Below are 15,580 nucleotides of genomic sequence, written 5' to 3'. Positions count from 1 at the left end.
GACGATCCGTTTCGTTCGAAGGGTGAAATGGTCATGTCCCCGCGTCGGGGGAATGAGCCGAGGGCGGCATCGCCGTCGGCGTGATGGTGCCCAGAGAGATCACGTACTTGAGCGCTTCGTCGATGCCGAGCTCGAGCGGGATGACCTCGCTCTCGGGCACCAAGAGAAGGAAACCAGAAGTGGGGTTGGGGGTGGTCGGTACATAGACGGCGATCATGGGTTCGGCGACGCCGGTGCCGCCGACCACCGCTGCCGGAGGCTCTCCGGTGACGAAGGCCACCGTCCAGGCCCCGCGGCGGGGATATTCGACGAGCACGGCGGTGCGAAAGGCCTGGCCACCTTCGGAGAAGAGCGTTTCCGAAACTTGCTTGACGCTCGAATAGAGGCTCTTGACGATGGGGATGCGCCGGATGAGCGCCTCCCACAGCTCGATGAGGCGCTGCCCGAGCACGTTGGCAGCGACGATGCCAGTGGCGAAGACCAGACTTACCGCGGCCACGACGCCGAGCCCCGGGATGCGGTAGCCCAGCAGCGTCTCGGGTCGCCAACGCTCGGGCAGCCAGTCGATGAGGGTATCGAGCGTGCCGACGATCCAGGCGAGGACGGCGAAGGTGACGACGATGGGCAGCCAGACGAGCAGACCCGTCACGAAGTAGCGGCGCATCGTCGTCCTCGTTCCTTTCGCCCGTCAGGCTCAGTGGCAGCCGCAGGCGCCGCCGCAGCAGCCCCCTCCGGCCGTGGCGGCGGTTTTTTCGCCACCTTCGCTGGAGGAGGATGTGCTCGATGAGCCGCCTCCCTTGAAGTCGGTGGCGTACCAGCCGCTGCCTTTCAGCTGGAAGCCGGCGGCGGAGACGAGTTTGGCGTAGTGAGTGCTGCCGCAATCGGGGCAGCGGGTGATTGGCGCATCGCTGAGTTTCTGCAGGTGCTCGTGTTGGGCGCCGCAATCGGCGCAGCGGTATTCATAGATGGGCATCGCCGAGTCTCCTTGGTTGGAACGACGTGGAACCGATGCAGACAAACGAGGAAGTCTACCGCAAAATGGGGGCGCCGAGCCACCAGTGCAAGATCTCGCGTCCCCCAAGCAAGGCGATGACGCCGCCGGCGGCGAGAAAAGGGCCGAAAGGCAGAGGCTCTCCTTCCTTCAGACGCCCCAGTGCCTTGAGCGAGACCCCGATCACGGCGCCGGCAAGCGAGGAGAGCAGCAGCACGAGGGGAAGCGCCGTCCAGCCGAGCCAGGCGCCGATGGCGGCGAGCAGCTTGAAGTCGCCGTAGCCCATGCCTTCCTTGCCGGTGAGGAGTTTGAAGAGCCAATAGATGCTCCACAGGACCAGATAACCGGCCACCGCCCCCAGTACGGCATCGGGCAAGGGAACGAATGTGCCGTGCAGATTGACCAGCAGCCCCGCCCACAGCAAGGGCAGCGTGAGCGCATCGGGCAGCAGCCGCGTGTCGAGATCGATGAAGGCGAGCGCGATCGCGCACCAGAGAAAACCGGCGGCAGCGAGCGCCTGCCAGGTTGGGCCGAAACACCAGACGGCGGCCGCCGCCGCGAGCGCCCCGAGGAGCTCCACCAGCGGATAGCGCCAGCCGATGGGGGCGCGGCAGTGGCGGCAGCGCCCGCGCAGCACGATCCAGCTCACGAGCGGAACGTTCTCCCAGGCGGAGATGGCGTGCCCGCAGTGCGGGCAGTGCGAAGCCGGTCGTGCGAGGTCGTAACGCGGCTGCGCCTCGACTGGCAGGCCCAGGAGCTCGCGCGCCTGCGCCTGCCAGTCGCGCTCCAGCATGCGCGGCAGGCGGTGGATCACCACGTTGAGGAAACTGCCCACCATCGCACCGACGAGCAGCGCCGCGAGGAGCTGCACGCCGAGCGGCAGCCCGGCCACGGCGCTCATATGGTCTGGGCCATCTTGAAGATGGGCAGATACATGGCCACGACGATGCCGCCGATGACGACGCCGAGAAAGACCATGATGATCGGTTCGAGCAGCTGGGAGAGCGAAGCGACCGCCTCGTCGACCTCCCGCTCGTAATATTCGGCCACCTTGCTGAGCATGGCGTCGAGCTGGCCCGATTCCTCGCCGATGGAGACCATCTGCGTGACCATCGCCGGGAAGACCCCGCTGTCGGTCATGGCCACGGTGAGCGAGATGCCCGAGGTGACCGCCTGGGTGATCTTTTCGGTGGCCTCGCGATAGACGATGTTGCCGGCGGCATCGCCCACCGACACGAGCGCTTCGTTGAGCGGCACGCCCGCGGCGAACATGGTGGCCAGCGTCCGCGTCCAGCGTGCGATGGTGGCCTTGCGGATGATGTCCCCGATCACGGGGATGCGCAGGATCATGCGGTCGATCAGGGCACGGAAGGCGGGAGATCGTCGGTGCAGCATCCCGAAACCGACCACGAGCAGGATCACCGCCACCAGCATGTAATACCAATTGGCGACGAAGAACTCCGATAGGTCGATGACGATCTGTGTCGGGGCGGGAAGATCGGCACCGAAGCTGGTGAAGATGTCCTTGAACTGGGGGATGACGAAAATCATCATCACCGCGATGACGAGCATCGCCACCACCACGACGGCCGTGGGATAGAAGAGGGCCGATTTGATCTTGCCTTTGATTGCCAGGATCTTTTCCTGATAGGAGGCCAGGCGTTCGAGCAGATCGTCGAGGATACCGGCCTGTTCGCCGGCGGCCACCAGCGAGACGAAGAGGCGGTCGAAATACATGGGGTACTTGGCGAAGGCGGCCGCGAGGCTCGAACCGGCGGCGATGTCTTCGCGGATGAGATTCAATAGCCGCGTCAAGGCCGGGTTGGTCGAGCCCTTGATGGCGATGTCGAAGGATTGCAGCAGCGGCACGCCCGCCTTCATCATGGTGGAGAGCTGCCGGGTGAAGAGGACCAGATCCTTCTCGCCGACGCGACCGCGCCGTTGCTTGATTTTCGTGATCTTGGTGACGACCACTCCTTGGCGGCGCAGCGCCGTGCGGGCCGAGGCTTCGCTCGGGGCGCGGATCTCCCCGCGGGCCGGTTTGTTCTGGGCATCTTTACCCTCCCAGCTGAACAGCAGCTCTTTGGGTTTGGCGGTCGTAGTTGCCATGGGAAACCTCTCGCAACAGGGTCAATCGTTGGTGGCGGCAAGCACTTCGGTGAGCGAGGTGATGCCGTGCTTGACTTTGAGCAGCCCCGCCTGACGCAGGCTGCGCACCCCTTGGCGCCGGGCTTGGGCTTCGATCTCCATGGCCGAGGCATTGGCCATGATGAGGCGCTGGATTTCCTCGCTGATGGGCATCACCTCGTAGATGCCCGTGCGTCCCTTGTAGCCGGAACCGCGGCATTTCTCGCAGCCGACCGGGCCGTAGGGCTGCCAGCTCCCGTCGAGCTCCTCTTCGCTGAAACCGGCCGAAACGAGCGCTTCCAGGGGGACGTCGATCGGTTTCTTGCAAGTGCACAAACGCCGCACCAGCCGTTGCGCCGTGATGAGGATCACCGAGGAGGCGATGTTGAAAGGGGCGATGCCGATGTTGCGCAGCCGCTCGACCGTGCTGGGCGCGTCGTTGGTGTGCAGGGTGGAAAGGAGCAGGTGGCCGGTCTGGGCAGCCTTCACACCGATGTCGGCGGTCTCCAGGTCGCGGATCTCGCCCACCATGATGATGTCCGGGTCCTGGCGCAGGAAGGCGCGCAGCGCCGCGGCAAAGGTCAGCCCCACTTTGTCGTTGATGTTGACCTGGTTGATGCCGGGCAGGTTGATCTCCACCGGGTCTTCGGCGGTGGAGATGTTGACTTCGGGCTTGTTGAGCAGGTTGAGGCAGGTGTAGAGCGAGACGGTCTTGCCCGAGCCGGTGGGGCCAGTGACGAGGATCATGCCGTAGGGACGCTCGATCGCTTCCAGCAGCGCCGCCTTCTGATCGGGCTCGTAGCCGAGCGCGTCGATGCCGAGCATCGCCTGGCTCGAATCGAGGATGCGCAGCACGATCTTCTCTCCCCACAGGGTGGGCAGGGTCGAGACGCGGAAATCGATCGCCTTGTTCTTGCTCAGCACCAGTTTGGTGCGCCCGTCCTGGGGAACGCGCTTCTCCGAGATGTCGAGTTTGGAGATGATCTTGAGGCGCGCCGCGATTTTTTCCTTGAGCGCGAGCGGCGGGCGGGCGATCTCGCGCAACACGCCGTCTTGGCGTACGCGGATGCGGTAGAACTTCTCGTAGGGTTCGAAATGGATGTCGGAGGCGCCTTCGTTGATCGCGTCGATGAGGATCTTCTGGATGAAACGCACGACGGGGGCATCTTCGACATCGACCTCGCCTTCGTCTGCCTGGGGCGTGACTTCGCTCAAGGAAACGGCTTCCAGGAGTCCGTCGCCGTCTTGGACGAGGGTGGAGAGGGCGTTGTTGAGTGATTCGTAGAGCTTGTCGCAGAAACGGGCGAGCGCGAGGGCAGGGGCGACGACGAGTTCGATCGTCTGGCCGGTCTGGAATCGGATCTCGTCGTAGACGCGCACGAGCGTGGGGTCGGCCACGGCGATCACCGTTTTGCCCTTGCGCTGTGACAGGGCGACGACTTGATAGCGGTTGGCGATCTGCGGATCGATCAGCTTCTTCGGCAGGGCGCCGGGGTCGACGGCAGCAATGTCGAGCACGGGCAGCCCAAACGTCTCTGCGGCGAACTGGGCGACCTTGCGCTCATCGAGCAGGCCCGACTTGATGAGGGTGAGCAGCAGACCATTGGGGCCGGCCTCTTCCTTGGCATGGGCCTGCTCGACGGTCTTCTCGTCGACCCAGCCTTTCTGGATCAACGCCCGCACCAAACCCGTCGTCTCGATCATCGTCCTTCCTCGCTTGAGCGTTCGCCGGAGCTGCTTTCGGATGTATCCGCTTCCCCGGCCGTTGGCGCATAGAGGCGTACCGAGCGGATACGCCGATCATGACATTGTAAAACGTCCATGCGGACGTCGCCAATACGCAGCGACACTTCCGATTCGGGGATCTCCTGGAGATATTCGAGGATCAGGCCGTTGAGGGTGCGGGGGCCGTCGGTGGGCAGATCCAGCCCGAGCGCCCGGTTGAGCTCGCGCACCGGCGTGGTGCCATCGACGATCACCGTACCGTCTTCCTGCCATTGCAGCACGGTGTCGCTGCCGGGGCGGCTGGTGGTGAATTTGCCGACCATCTCCTCGATGATGTCGTCGAGCGTCACCAGACCCTGCAACTCGCCGTATTCATCGACCACCAGAGCCAGCCGCTGGTGATGTTCCTGGAAGAACTGCAGCTGCGTCATGGCGTTGGTCTCTTCCGGCACGAAGTAGGGCGGCGAGAGGCTGCGGCGGATGGCCTCACGGGAGAATCCTGAGGTGAGCGTCTCGGCGAGCAGCTGGCGCACGTGCAAAATGCCGAGCACCTCGTCGGGATTGCCTTCGATCACCGGTAGGCGCGTGTGGTAGGCGGTGGCCAGTTGCGCGCGCAGCGTCTCCTCGTCGTCGGTGAGATCGAGAAATTCGATCGCCTGCCGCGGGATCATCACGTCGGCCACCGTGATGCGCTCGAGATCGAAGAGCTTGAGCAGGACGTCGCGGTGTTTCTCCGAGCGCAGCACGCGCGACTCGAGCACGATGCTGCGCAGCTCTTCCAGGCTCGGCGCCTGCGGCGTGGCCCGTCGCGGCAGGCGCAGCAGCCACAGCAGCGCCTTGACGAAGAGATTGACGAAATCCACCACCGGGCCCACGAGGCGCAAGGCAGCGGTGAGCGGATAGGCGATGTAGGGGGCGAGCAGGTCGGCGTAGCGCGCGCCGATCACCTTGGGGGTGATCTCGGAGAAGACGAGGATGAGGAAGGTGAGCACGAAGCTGCCTACGGCGAGCATCGTCTCGTTCTGGCCGAAGAGCTCGATGGTGATGACGGAAGCGAGCGTGGCCGCACCGACGTTGACGGCATTGTTGACGAGCAGGATCACGCTCAGCATCCGCTCGGGGTGGGCGGTGAGCGCCGCGGCGAGCTGAGCGCCGCGCTCGCCGTTGTCCGCGCGGGCTTTCAGGCGGTAGCGGTTGGCTGCCATCATCACCGTCTCGCTCATGGAAGCAAAACCGGAGGTAAGGAGCAGCACGGCCAATCCGATCCATTGCCACAGCAGGTCGGCGAGCATGGAGTCGTCCATCGGCGTCATTGACGGTGCAGGAGGTATTCCAGAACGAAATGGGTGCCGAGGTAGGCGAGCGCCAAGGTGACGAAACCGGCCCAGGTCCAGCGCAGGGCCACGCGCCCGCGCCAACCCCAGGCGTGTCGCCCCAAGAGTAGCACGCCGAAGATCGCCCAGGCGAGCAGGGTGAAGATGGTTTTATGGTCGGGGCGCAGCGGCTGGCCGAAGAGCGCTTCGGAAAAAACGACGCCGGTGAGCACCGTGACCGTGAGCAGGGCGAAGGCTACGCCGATCACGCGAAAGAGCAGCGTCTCCATCACGAGCAGCGGCGGCATCCGTCCGAGCCAGGCCGCGGGTTCGCGCCGGTGCAGGGCACGCTCGAGCACCGACATCAGCACCGCGTGCAGCGCGGCGAGCGTGAACAGCGCATAGGAGAGCAGCGCCACGACCAGGTGCAGGCGCAGCCACGGGTTGTCGGTGGCGACAGGCGCGGCAGGCAAGGGCAGCCAGGGCACGAGCAGGCACACCAGGGCGGCGATCGGCGTGAGTACGGTGTAGAGCCAGCCGATGGGGGCGTAGAAAGATTCGATCCAGAAGAAGAGGGCGGCGAGCCACACCGTGAGCGAAAGCGCCGGCGCGAACCCGAGCCGCAGTCCTTGGTCCGACAGCAGCAGGGCGGCCGCGCCCCAGCCGTGCGCGAGGATGGCGGCGGTGAGCAGGGCCCGGTCGAGTGGGCGCGGGCAGCGGCCTCCTTCTTCCGGTTGGCGGCGGCAGCGCCGCCCTACGGCGATCGCCCCGAGGCCGTACAGGAGGAAGGCCAGCAGATGGGGTAGAATCGAATCCATGATCCTAGTTTACTCGAAGAATGCCGAGGTTTTGTGCCCATGCTCGACAACCTGACGCAAAGACTGTCCAAAGTCGTCAAGACGCTGCGCGGCCAGGCGCGGCTCACGGAGGAGAACATCCAGGAGGCCCTGCGCGAGGTGCGCATGGCGCTGCTGGAAGCCGACGTGGCCCTGCCGGTGGTCAAGGACTTCATCGCCCGCGTGAAGGAAAAGGCCGTCGGGCAGGAAGTGATCGGTTCGCTCACGCCGGGCCAGGCGCTCATCGGCGTGGTGCACGACGAGCTCGTGGCGCTCATGGGCGGCCAGGGCGAGGGGCTCAAGCTCGAGGCGCGCCCGCCGGTGATCGTCCTCATGGCGGGGCTGCAGGGGGCGGGGAAGACCACCACCGTGGGCAAGCTCGCCAAATGGCTCAAGGAAGAGAAAAAGAAGAAAGTGCTGGTGGTCTCCACCGACGTCTACCGGCCGGCGGCGATCGAGCAGCTGCGCACGGTGGCCGAGCAGGCCGGGGTCGATTTCTTCCCTTCCTCGCCCGAGCAGCAGCCCGAGGCGATCGCGCGCGCGGCCAAGGATTGGGCCGAGCGGCATTTCCACGACGTGCTGCTGGTGGATACCGCTGGGCGCCTGGCGATCGACCGGGCGATGATGGAGGAGATCAAGGCGCTGCACGCGGCCTTGAATCCGACCGAGACGCTCTTCGTGGTCGACGCCATGCTGGGGCAGGACGCAGTCAATACCGCGCGCGCCTTCAACGAGGCGCTGCCACTCACCGGCGTGGTGCTCACCAAGCTCGACGGCGATGCGCGCGGCGGGGCGGCGCTGTCGGTGCGCGCCGTCACCGGCAAGCCGATCAAGTTTGCCGGCGTGGGTGAGAAGCTCTCGGGCCTTGAACCCTTCTATCCCGATCGCATGGCGAGCCGCATCCTCGGCATGGGCGACATCCTCGGCCTGGTGGAAGAGGCGCGGCGCAGCGTCGACGAACAGAAAGCCAAGGAGCTCGCGCAGAAGCTGCGCACCGGCAAGGGGTTCGATCTCAACGATTTCCGCGAGCAGATCGTGCAGATGCGCAAGATGGGCGGCATCGGGGCTTTGCTCGACAAGCTGCCGGCGCAATTCGCCCAGGCGGCCGGGCAGCTGCAGGGCGGCATGGAAGAGAAGGCGATCCGCCGCATCCAGGGCATCATCGACGCCATGACGCCGCAGGAGCGGGCCAACCCCGACATCATCAAGGCGAGCCGCAAGCGGCGCATCGCCGCCGGCGCAGGTGTGACGGTGCAGGAGGTCAATCGCCTGCTCAAGCAGTTCGACCAGACACAGCGCGTGATGAAACAGTTCTCCAAGGGCGGAATGGGCAAGGTGATGCGCGGACTGCGCGGCGTGATGCCGCGGCTGCACTGAGGAACGATGGATCTCATCCGCATCGCGCTGTTGCGCTCGCTCGCCACCCTGGGGCGGGGCAAGATCCTGTGGGAGATGTTCTGGCCGCTGCTCGCGGCGGGCTTGGTCTGGATCGCGGCGCTTGCGCTTGCCTGGGAGCCGCTCACGGCGTGGCTGGCGGGCTGGTTCGACGCCTCGCCGGAAGGTGCGCAGGCGGGAATGCTGGCGATGGCCGGATTCTTCGCCCTCAAGGTGCTGCTGGTGCTGGGCGTGCTGCCGCTCATGTACGTCACCCTGCTCGTGATCGTGGGCATCTGGGTGATGCCGCGCGTCGTCGCCTTGGTCGGTCGCGAGGAATACGCCGATCTGGAACGCCGCCACGGCGGCAGCGTCATGCGCAGCCTGTGGAATACGCTGGGCGCCTCCGGCCTCTTCCTGGTCGGGTTTCTCGTGAGCCTGATCTTCTGGTGGATTCCCGGTGCGGCGCTGGTCCTGCCTTGGCTCTTGACGGCCTGGCTCAACAAGCGCACCTTTAGCTATGATTGCCTGATGGAGCACGCCGACGCCGAAGAGCTGCGGGCGCTGGAGGCGCGCGAAGGGGGAACCTTCTTCTGGCTCGGGGCGATCGGTGCGGCACTTGCCTATGTGCCGCTGCTCAATCTCTTCGCGCCGGCGCTCACGGGGCTGCTCTTCGTGCATGCCGGGCTGGAGGCGCTGCGGCGGCTGCGGCTCGAGCGAGGTGCCTGGATCGTGGAGATGGACTTGCCCAAGGGGAAAAGATGAGCGCATTCGGGGCCTACATCATCGGCGACGAGATTCTCTCGGGCCGTCGCGAGGACAAGCACTTCGCCAAGCTGCGCGAGCTGCTGCACGCGCGGGGGCTGCGCCTTGCCTGGGTGCACTACCTGGGAGACGATCCGCAGCGGCTCACCGAGGCGTTTCGCCGCAGCCTTGCGAGCGAAGACATCGTCTTCAGTTTCGGCGGCATCGGTGCCACGCCGGACGATCATACGCGGCAGTGTGTGGCGCACGCCCTGGGCGTGCCGCTCGAGCTGCATCCCGAGGCCGAGGCGCTGATCCGCGCGCGCTTTGGCGAGCGCACCACGCCGCAGCGTCTGGAAATGGGGCGCTTTCCCCGCGGCGCGCGCATCATCCCCAACCCCTACAACCAGATCCCGGGTTTTTCCGTTGCCGATCACCATTTCGTGCCAGGCTTTCCGGTGATGGCCTGGCCGATGGTCGAATGGGTGCTCGACACCCAATACGCGCACCTCTTTCATCGCGAGGACTACGTCGAGGATTCCGTCTACGTGTGGGACGCGCATGAGGGGGATCTGGTCGATCTGATGCAGGCGCTCACCGTGCGCTATCCTGAAGGCACGCTCTTTTCGCTGCCGTCGGTGCCCGAAGAAACGGGAGGACGGCGCCGGCTCGAGCTCGGTTTCAAGGGTCCCAGAGCGGTGGTCGAGGCGGCGATGCGCGACATCGTCGCCGCGCTCGAAGCCCGAGGTTTGTCGTGGGAGCGCCCTCGGAGTTGATTCCCTAACCTAACCAGAAGAAGGAGAGACACCATGCCCCGTATCCTGCATACCATGATCCGCGTCGGCAATCTCGACCGTTCGATCGAGTTCTATACCAAGGTGCTCGGCATGCGGCTGCTGCGCCGCGAAGAGTACCCCGAGGGGAAATTCACCCTGGCCTTCGTCGGCTATCAGGACGAGAGCGAGGGGGCGGTGATCGAGCTCACCTACAACTGGGGAGTCGATCATTATGAAATGGGCAACGCGTTCGGGCACATCGCCATTGCCGTGCCCGACGCCAAGGCGGCCTGCGACGAGATCCGCGCCCGCGGCGGGAAGGTGGTGCGCGACGCCGGGCCGATGAAGCATGGCACCACCGTGATCGCCTTTGTCGAGGATCCGGACGGCTACAAGATCGAGCTCATCGAACGGCCTTGAGCCGGCATCCCAAGGCCGGGATCGTCAGAGATGGCTTTGTGTCCAGCGCACGATCTCGGCCGTGCCCACGGCGCCGGAGTGCCGCGCGACTTCCCGTCCCTGGTGAAAGAGGATCATCGTCGGAATGCTGCGGATGCCGTAGCGCGCGGCCGTTTCCTGGGCCTCGTCGGTGTTGAGCTTGGCGAGCAGCACGCGCGGGGCGAGCTGGCTGGCGGCATGGGCAAAGGCCGGAGCCATCATGCGGCAGGGACCGCACCAGGGGGCCCAGAAATCGACCAGCACGGGAAGGTCGTTCTTCGTCAGATAGGCGTCGAAGCGCGCTTCGTCGAGCTCGACGGGGTGGCCGGGAAAGAGCGGCTGGTGGCATTTGCCGCAGTTGGGCCCTTGGTGCAGACGGTCGGTGGGGACGCGATTGACGGCGAAGCAGTGCGGGCAGACGACATGCACGGTGTCGTTCATGGGGAGTGCTCCACAAGGAAATCCGATGAAACTATGGGGGCAAAGAGAGCGATGGTCAAGAGGGCGTGCGCCGCATCTACCCGGAGTGCCCGGAGGAACGGAACGATGTCGCTGAAGTCCTGCGTTTTGGCCGTGCTGGCCGGGATGGCGCTACCGCTGACGGTTTGGGCGCAGCCGCGCGCGGAGCTGACGATTGGCATGTACCGGATCGTGGCCGAGGTGGCGGCCGACGAGCCCTCGCGCGAACGCGGCCTGATGTTTCGCCAGCACCTGGGGGCGAACGAGGGGATGGTGTTCGTCTTCCCTGCGGCGGGGCGTCAGTGCATGTGGATGAAAAATACCCCCATCGCGTTGTCGGTGGCCTTTCTCGACGAAGCAGGGCGCATCCTCAACGTGGAGGAGATGGCACCGCGCACCTTGGATTCGCACTGCGCTGCAGCGCCGGCGCGCTACGCGCTGGAGATGCCTGGAGGGTGGTTCCGCGAGCGCGGCATCGGTCCCGGCACGCGCATCGAGGGGCTCGAGGCGCTGAAGTGATTCGTTGGTGCCAGGGAGGGGAGTCGAACCCCCAAGCCTCGCGGCGGCGGATTTTAAGTCCGCTGTGTTTACCGATTTCACCACCCTGGCCCGCGAGCCCGACGATTGTAGCGAAAAATCTCGGCCGGTGTAGAATCGGTTCCATACTACGCAGTGTGGTTTTTTCATGATCGACGAACAGCAGGTCGAGGAATTGCGGGCGCGGATGGCGCGCGTCGTGATCCGGGATGATCCCGCCTGGATGGCCGAAGAAGCGCGCCCCTTGCTCGCTTCCATCGACGAGACGCTGCAGCAGGCAGGGGATTTGGCCTTTCCCCTGCCTTCCGACCTCATGGTGGTGCTGCAGCGCGTGCTCTCCACGGCCATGGACCGCCTGGAAAACGGGGTGGAGGAGGCGCGCCGCAACCCGCGGGTGGCGAACATCTTCGCCGCGTTCGCATTGCGCACCTATCTGCTCGCGCTGGTGAGCCGCGTCGGTTTGCCCGCCGGTTTCTGGCGTACCTTGACGGGGCTCTGCCTCTCCCTCCTGCATGAAGCAAATGCGGCCATCCGGGGCGAGCTCGCCTGGCTGCTCGCGCTCGCGGCGGCCGATCCCCGCTTCATGGACGCGCGCGAGCTGCTGTGGGCCTTGCGCTGGGTGCAGTCGAACGATCCGGTCATCGTCTTGCATCGCCCCGGTGAGGCAGAAGAGGACGGCTTCGTGATGTCGCTGCAGCTCGACGAGCCGCCCGAGCCGAAGGCATGGTTTTTCAAGCGCGCGGATAGCCCCGAGCCGAGCCTCTCCTTCTCGCTCGAGGAGCTCGCCAAGCGGGCGGAAGAGGAGATCCGGCAGCTCGACGGCATAGACTGGACGATGCGCCGCCGCGTGGAAGGCGGAGTGACGGCCGACGGCCGGGTGGCGCTGCTGCGCGAGTTGCTCGATCGCTGGCGCTATGGCTGGCAGCAGCGTCTGCCGCGCAAACCGTTCGACGCGATGGCCGAACTGCTGGTCGGCTGGGAAGATGTGCTGCGGCAGCGCATGGGTTTGCCAACCCACATCCGGCCCGTGCGCGTGACCGACGTGAGCATCAGCGGCTATGAACTGCGCTGGACCGATCGTGAGCAGGCCCTGTTCTTCCCCGGCCAGGTGGTGGCGATCCGCGCCGGCGGTGATCTGCGTTGGATCCTGGCGCTGGTGCGCTGGCTCAGGCAGCATCCCCACGGGCTGCAGATGGGGATCCAGGCGGTGGGGTTCGAGCCGGAAGTGGTGGCGCTCAGCCACGGGAAACCCGCTCCTCCGGGCTTTCCTGCCCAGATGGCCCTGGCGGTGCGCAAGACGCCGCCGCTGCGGGTGCAGCCGGCCTTGATCTGCCCCACGGGGACGATTGCCGGCTCGCGGCTGGCGATGGCGAGCGAGCCGGCGGTGGGGCAGTGGCTTCTGAGCCAGGTGCGTTTCATCCGCTTCGAGGCGCAGACGCGCTGCGTCGAGGTGTTTCAGTACGAGGTCGATCCGTTTCCGGAAGATTGAGCCGGCAGCCGGGCGAGCGTGGCGCCGAAGACGGCGCCTGCGAGAATGACGGCCCACAGGACGTAAATCCACACGAGAAAGATGGGAATAGCGGCAAAGGCGCCATAGACGAGATCATAGGTGGCGAAACGGGAGATGAAGGCGGTGAATCCGCGCTGTACCAGCAGGAAGGCGAGGGTGGCGAGAAAGGCGGCGGTGCCGGCGTGGCGGGAACGCACGGGGTGGCGCGGCACGAGCTGGTAGAGTGCCCAGAGGAAGGCCCAGATCAATACGAAAGAGACGAGCGGCGTGGCAAGCGCCCCGAGCCCGGCCATGCGCAGCGATTCGCGTGCGAGCCGGGTCGTGAGATAGACTCCGGAGCCGAACAGAAGGGGCCCGGCGGTGAGGACGAACCAGTAGGTGACCAGCCGTGCTGCGATTGGACGCGGGCGGCGCAGGCGCCAGATGCGGTCGAAGGCCGATTCGATGGTTGCGAGCAGCAGCAGCGCCGTGACGATGAGCATCAGGGTGCCGATCACCGAGAGACGGGCGGCATTGACGACGAACTCGCGGGTGTAGAACGTCACCAGCTTGGCGGCGGCCTCGGGCAGCAGGTTGGCGCTGAGGAAGTCGCGCAGCGCGAGACCGATTTCCTCGAAAGCGGGAAAGTTGCGAAAGACGACCACCGTGATGGTAAGGAGCGGCACGAGCGCGAGCAGCGTGGTGTAGGTGAGCGCGGCGGCCACCATCAGGCAGTCGGCGCGGCGCAGTCCCAGGACGAAGCGCCGGGCGAACCGTGCGACTTGGCGGGGCGAGGGCAGGGAGAGGGGCGGTATCGGCACATCCGCTCCGGCGGACTGAAAAAGGGGACGGAATGGACGGCCATTGTAGGGGAAAAACCCGATGCTGGGCGCGAGTGGCCTTTGTGCTCGCCTTGGCGCTGGCGCTGTGGTGCGTGCTGTGGGAAGGGTGGCTCGCGCCGCTGCGCCTCGGTGGCTCCTGGCTCACGCTCAAGGCGCTGCCGATCGCTGCCGCCTTGCCGGGATTGTGGCGCGGCCGGCGCTACACGGCGCAGTGGGCCTCGCTCGTGACGATTTTCTACGTCGCCGAGGGCGTGCTGCGCTGGGGCGATTCGCAGGGGGTGGGGTTCTTCGCCAAAGGGGAGACGTTCCTTGCCTTGGCACTCTTCGCCGCGCTGCTCGTCTTCGCCCGCCGCGCGGGGCGGCAGGGAGAAGACGGGGCAGCGTAAGGCTCACAGCTGCGGGTTGATGCGCACGGCGTCGTGGCTCAGCTTGTTGAGGGCGTTGAGGTAGGCCTTGATGGAGGCGACGATGATGTCGGTGTCGGCTCCCAGGCCATTGACGATACGTCCGCCCTTGCTCAGCCGCACCGTGACTTCGCCCTGGGCGTCGGTCCCTTGCGTGATGGCATTGACCGAATAGAGGACCAGCTCGGCGCCGCTGTGCACCAGGGCTTCGATCGCCTTGAAGGCGGCATCCACCGGCCCGGAGCCGTCGGATTCGGTGGCGTATTCCTTGCCGTCGATCGCGAGCGTGAGCTTGGCGTGCGGCGCTTCGCCCGTCTCGGAGTGGATCACGGCCGAGACGAGCCGGATGCGCTCTGCTTCGCTGGGCGCCGGTTCTTCGGCCATGAGGGCGAAGAGGTCTTCGTCGAAGATCTCGTGCTTTTTGTCGGCGAGCTCCTTGAAGCGGGCGAAAGCCTGGTTGAGCTGTTCTTCCGATCCGATTTCGATACCCAGTTCTTCCAGGCGGGCGCGGAAGGCGCGCCGCCCGGAGTGTTTGCCGAGCACGATCTTGTTGGCGCTCCAGCCCACATCCTCGGCGCGCATGATCTCGTAGGTTTCGCGGTGCTTGAGCACGCCATCCTGGTGGATGCCCGATTCGTGCGCGAAGGCGTTCGCTCCGACGATGGCCTTGTTGGGCTGCACCGGGAAACCCGTGATGGTGGACACGAGCTTGGAAGTGGGGACGATCTGCGTGGTGTCGATGCGCGTGTCGCAGGGGAAGACGTCGTGGCGCGTGCGCACCGCCATGACGATCTCTTCGAGCGCGGCGTTGCCGGCCCGCTCGCCCAGGCCGTTGATGGTGCACTCCACCTGACGCGCTCCGGCGAGCACCGCCGCGAGCGAGTTCGCCACTGCCAGCCCCAGGTCGTTGTGACAGTGCACTGACCAGATCGCCTTGTCGGCGTTGGGGACGCGCTCGCGCAGCGTCTTGATGAGATGGGCGTACTCTTCGGGGACGGCATAGCCCACGGTGTCGGGGATGTTCACGGTGGTGGCACCGGCCTCGATCACCGCTTCGAGGATGCGGCAGAGGAAGTCGAGCTCGGAGCGGCTGCCGTCTTCGGTGGAGAACTCGACGTCGTCGCAGTAGTTTCGTGCCAGGCGCACGGAGCGGACCGCCTGCTCGAGCACTTCATCCGGCCGCATGCCGAGTTTCTTTTCCATGTGCAGGGGGCTGGTGGCGATGAAGGTGTGGATGCGCTGGCGCTTGGCCGGGCGAATCGCCTCGGCGGCGCGTTCGATGTCGGCTTCGTTGGCACGGGCGAGCGAGCAGACGGTGGATTCCTTGATCGCTTCGGCCACAGCCCGTACCGCTTCGAAGTCGCCGGGGGAGGCAGCAGCGAAACCGGCTTCGATGACGTCGACGCGCATGCGCTCGAGCTGGCGGGCGATGCGCAACTTTTCTTCCTTGGTCATGGAGGCACCGGGGCTTTGTTCGCCATCGCGCAAGGTGGTGTCGAAAATGATCAATGGGTCTTTCATCATG

Annotated in this window: 17 protein-coding genes and 1 tRNA gene; 7 read left to right on the top strand and 11 right to left on the bottom strand. The window is 65.7% G+C overall.

Translation table 11 applies throughout. The annotated features are described in order from the left end of the window. Positions 1-31: 31 nt before the first annotated feature. From OA56_RS04105 to OA56_RS04075, 7 genes are read right to left on the bottom strand one after another with little or no spacing between them, the layout of a single operon-like run. Positions 32-664 carry a DUF502 domain-containing protein gene (locus tag OA56_RS04105; RefSeq protein WP_461583631.1) on the bottom strand — a complete coding sequence of 211 codons (633 nt, stop codon included), beginning with the start codon at positions 662-664 and terminating at the stop codon, positions 32-34. Between the two features lie 30 nt (positions 665-694). Then, entirely contained in the window at positions 695-973 is a 279-nt protein-coding gene (locus tag OA56_RS04100; protein ID WP_055423806.1) for an FmdB family zinc ribbon protein, read from the bottom strand. Between the two features lie 55 nt (positions 974-1,028). Beyond that, positions 1,029-1,892, bottom strand: a complete 864-nt coding sequence (locus tag OA56_RS04095) for a prepilin peptidase (RefSeq protein ID WP_141056377.1) — start codon at positions 1,890-1,892, stop codon at positions 1,029-1,031. After that, entirely contained in the window at positions 1,889-3,100 is a 1,212-nt protein-coding gene (locus tag OA56_RS04090) for a type II secretion system F family protein (protein ID WP_461583628.1), read from the bottom strand. The genes OA56_RS04095 and OA56_RS04090 overlap by 4 nt, the downstream gene beginning before the upstream one ends. A gap of 21 nt (positions 3,101-3,121) precedes the next feature. Next, positions 3,122-4,822 (bottom strand): type IV-A pilus assembly ATPase PilB, encoded by a 1,701-nt coding sequence (pilB, locus tag OA56_RS04085; RefSeq protein WP_461583626.1) that lies wholly within the window; start codon positions 4,820-4,822, stop codon positions 3,122-3,124. After that, on the bottom strand, positions 4,819-6,147 hold the full coding sequence (locus OA56_RS04080; protein WP_461583624.1) for an HlyC/CorC family transporter: 1,329 nt from the start codon (positions 6,145-6,147) through the stop codon (positions 4,819-4,821). The genes pilB and OA56_RS04080 overlap by 4 nt, the downstream gene beginning before the upstream one ends. A 5-nt stretch (positions 6,148-6,152) precedes the next feature. Continuing rightward, a complete protein-coding gene (locus OA56_RS04075) occupies positions 6,153-6,974 on the bottom strand; it encodes a cytochrome C assembly family protein (protein ID WP_461583622.1) in 822 nt (273 codons plus the stop codon). Between the two features lie 39 nt (positions 6,975-7,013). Between OA56_RS04075 and ffh the strand changes: the two genes are divergently transcribed. Genes ffh through gloA form a run of 4 tightly spaced genes read left to right on the top strand, consistent with a single transcriptional unit; the run spans position 7,014 to position 10,306 of the window. Further along, positions 7,014-8,369, top strand: a complete 1,356-nt coding sequence (gene ffh / locus OA56_RS04070) for a signal recognition particle protein (protein ID WP_461583620.1) — start codon at positions 7,014-7,016, stop codon at positions 8,367-8,369. Between the two features lie 6 nt (positions 8,370-8,375). Then, on the top strand, positions 8,376-9,131 hold the full coding sequence (locus OA56_RS04065; protein ID WP_461583618.1) for an EI24 domain-containing protein: 756 nt from the start codon (positions 8,376-8,378) through the stop codon (positions 9,129-9,131). Beyond that, positions 9,128-9,886 (top strand): competence/damage-inducible protein A, encoded by a 759-nt coding sequence (locus OA56_RS04060; protein ID WP_141055690.1) that lies wholly within the window; start codon positions 9,128-9,130, stop codon positions 9,884-9,886. The genes OA56_RS04065 and OA56_RS04060 overlap by 4 nt, the downstream gene beginning before the upstream one ends. Before the next feature lie 33 nt (positions 9,887-9,919). Further along, positions 9,920-10,306, top strand: coding sequence for a lactoylglutathione lyase (gloA, locus tag OA56_RS04055; protein ID WP_055423814.1), 387 nt, complete (start codon positions 9,920-9,922; stop codon positions 10,304-10,306). A gap of 24 nt (positions 10,307-10,330) precedes the next feature. Here the strand turns inward: gloA and trxC are convergent, their stop codons facing one another. Then, positions 10,331-10,765 carry a thioredoxin TrxC gene (gene trxC, locus OA56_RS04050; protein WP_055423815.1) on the bottom strand — a complete coding sequence of 145 codons (435 nt, stop codon included), beginning with the start codon at positions 10,763-10,765 and terminating at the stop codon, positions 10,331-10,333. 105 nt (positions 10,766-10,870) lie between these two features. Here trxC and OA56_RS04045 point away from each other — a divergent pair, with 105 nt between their 5' ends. Then, positions 10,871-11,302: a DUF192 domain-containing protein gene (locus OA56_RS04045; RefSeq protein ID WP_055423816.1), complete on the top strand. Its 432-nt coding sequence runs from the start codon at positions 10,871-10,873 to the stop codon at positions 11,300-11,302. Positions 11,303-11,307: 5 nt separating this feature from the next. Here the strand turns inward: OA56_RS04045 and OA56_RS04040 are convergent. Next, a tRNA-Leu gene (locus tag OA56_RS04040) sits at positions 11,308-11,392 on the bottom strand. A 76-nt stretch (positions 11,393-11,468) separates the two neighbouring features. Here OA56_RS04040 and OA56_RS04035 point away from each other — a divergent pair. Continuing rightward, positions 11,469-12,809, top strand: a complete 1,341-nt coding sequence (locus OA56_RS04035) for a hypothetical protein (RefSeq protein WP_461583614.1) — start codon at positions 11,469-11,471, stop codon at positions 12,807-12,809. Here OA56_RS04035 and OA56_RS04030 read toward each other — a convergent pair. Continuing rightward, positions 12,776-13,630 carry a YihY family inner membrane protein gene (locus OA56_RS04030; protein ID WP_461583610.1) on the bottom strand — a complete coding sequence of 285 codons (855 nt, stop codon included), beginning with the start codon at positions 13,628-13,630 and terminating at the stop codon, positions 12,776-12,778. The genes OA56_RS04035 and OA56_RS04030 overlap by 34 nt on opposite strands. Before the next feature lie 74 nt (positions 13,631-13,704). Here OA56_RS04030 and OA56_RS04025 point away from each other — a divergent pair, with 74 nt between their 5' ends. Beyond that, positions 13,705-14,037: a DUF2069 domain-containing protein gene (locus OA56_RS04025; RefSeq protein WP_461583609.1), complete on the top strand. Its 333-nt coding sequence runs from the start codon at positions 13,705-13,707 to the stop codon at positions 14,035-14,037. 3 nt (positions 14,038-14,040) lie between these two features. On the opposite strand, the gene OA56_RS04020 is transcribed toward OA56_RS04025, so the two are convergent. Continuing rightward, complete coding sequence (locus OA56_RS04020) at positions 14,041-15,576, bottom strand: 2-isopropylmalate synthase (protein WP_461583658.1); 1,536 nt, start codon at positions 15,574-15,576, stop codon at positions 14,041-14,043. Positions 15,577-15,580 lie beyond the last annotated feature (4 nt).

Source organism: Tepidiphilus sp. HLB4 (assembly GCF_054823945.1).
Note: the sequence above shows the minus strand (reverse complement) of the source record. Positions and strands in the feature narration are given on the sequence as shown.

Coding starts and splice junctions, on each gene's coding strand:
- OA56_RS04105 (WP_461583631.1), bottom strand. CDS start 664: ATGCGCCGCTACTTCGTGACGGGTCTGCTCGTCTGGCTGCCCATCGTC.
- OA56_RS04100 (WP_055423806.1), bottom strand. CDS start 973: ATGCCCATCTATGAATACCGCTGCGCCGATTGCGGCGCCCAACACGAG.
- OA56_RS04095 (WP_141056377.1), bottom strand. CDS start 1,892: ATGAGCGCCGTGGCCGGGCTGCCGCTCGGCGTGCAGCTCCTCGCGGCG.
- OA56_RS04090 (WP_461583628.1), bottom strand. CDS start 3,100: ATGGCAACTACGACCGCCAAACCCAAAGAGCTGCTGTTCAGCTGGGAG.
- pilB (WP_461583626.1), bottom strand. CDS start 4,822: ATGATCGAGACGACGGGTTTGGTGCGGGCGTTGATCCAGAAAGGCTGG.
- OA56_RS04080 (WP_461583624.1), bottom strand. CDS start 6,147: ATGGACGACTCCATGCTCGCCGACCTGCTGTGGCAATGGATCGGATTG.
- OA56_RS04075 (WP_461583622.1), bottom strand. CDS start 6,974: ATGGATTCGATTCTACCCCATCTGCTGGCCTTCCTCCTGTACGGCCTC.
- ffh (WP_461583620.1), top strand. CDS start 7,014: ATGCTCGACAACCTGACGCAAAGACTGTCCAAAGTCGTCAAGACGCTG.
- OA56_RS04065 (WP_461583618.1), top strand. CDS start 8,376: ATGGATCTCATCCGCATCGCGCTGTTGCGCTCGCTCGCCACCCTGGGG.
- OA56_RS04060 (WP_141055690.1), top strand. CDS start 9,128: ATGAGCGCATTCGGGGCCTACATCATCGGCGACGAGATTCTCTCGGGC.
- gloA (WP_055423814.1), top strand. CDS start 9,920: ATGCCCCGTATCCTGCATACCATGATCCGCGTCGGCAATCTCGACCGT.
- trxC (WP_055423815.1), bottom strand. CDS start 10,765: ATGAACGACACCGTGCATGTCGTCTGCCCGCACTGCTTCGCCGTCAAT.
- OA56_RS04045 (WP_055423816.1), top strand. CDS start 10,871: ATGTCGCTGAAGTCCTGCGTTTTGGCCGTGCTGGCCGGGATGGCGCTA.
- OA56_RS04035 (WP_461583614.1), top strand. CDS start 11,469: ATGATCGACGAACAGCAGGTCGAGGAATTGCGGGCGCGGATGGCGCGC.
- OA56_RS04020 (WP_461583658.1), bottom strand. CDS start 15,576: ATGAAAGACCCATTGATCATTTTCGACACCACCTTGCGCGATGGCGAA.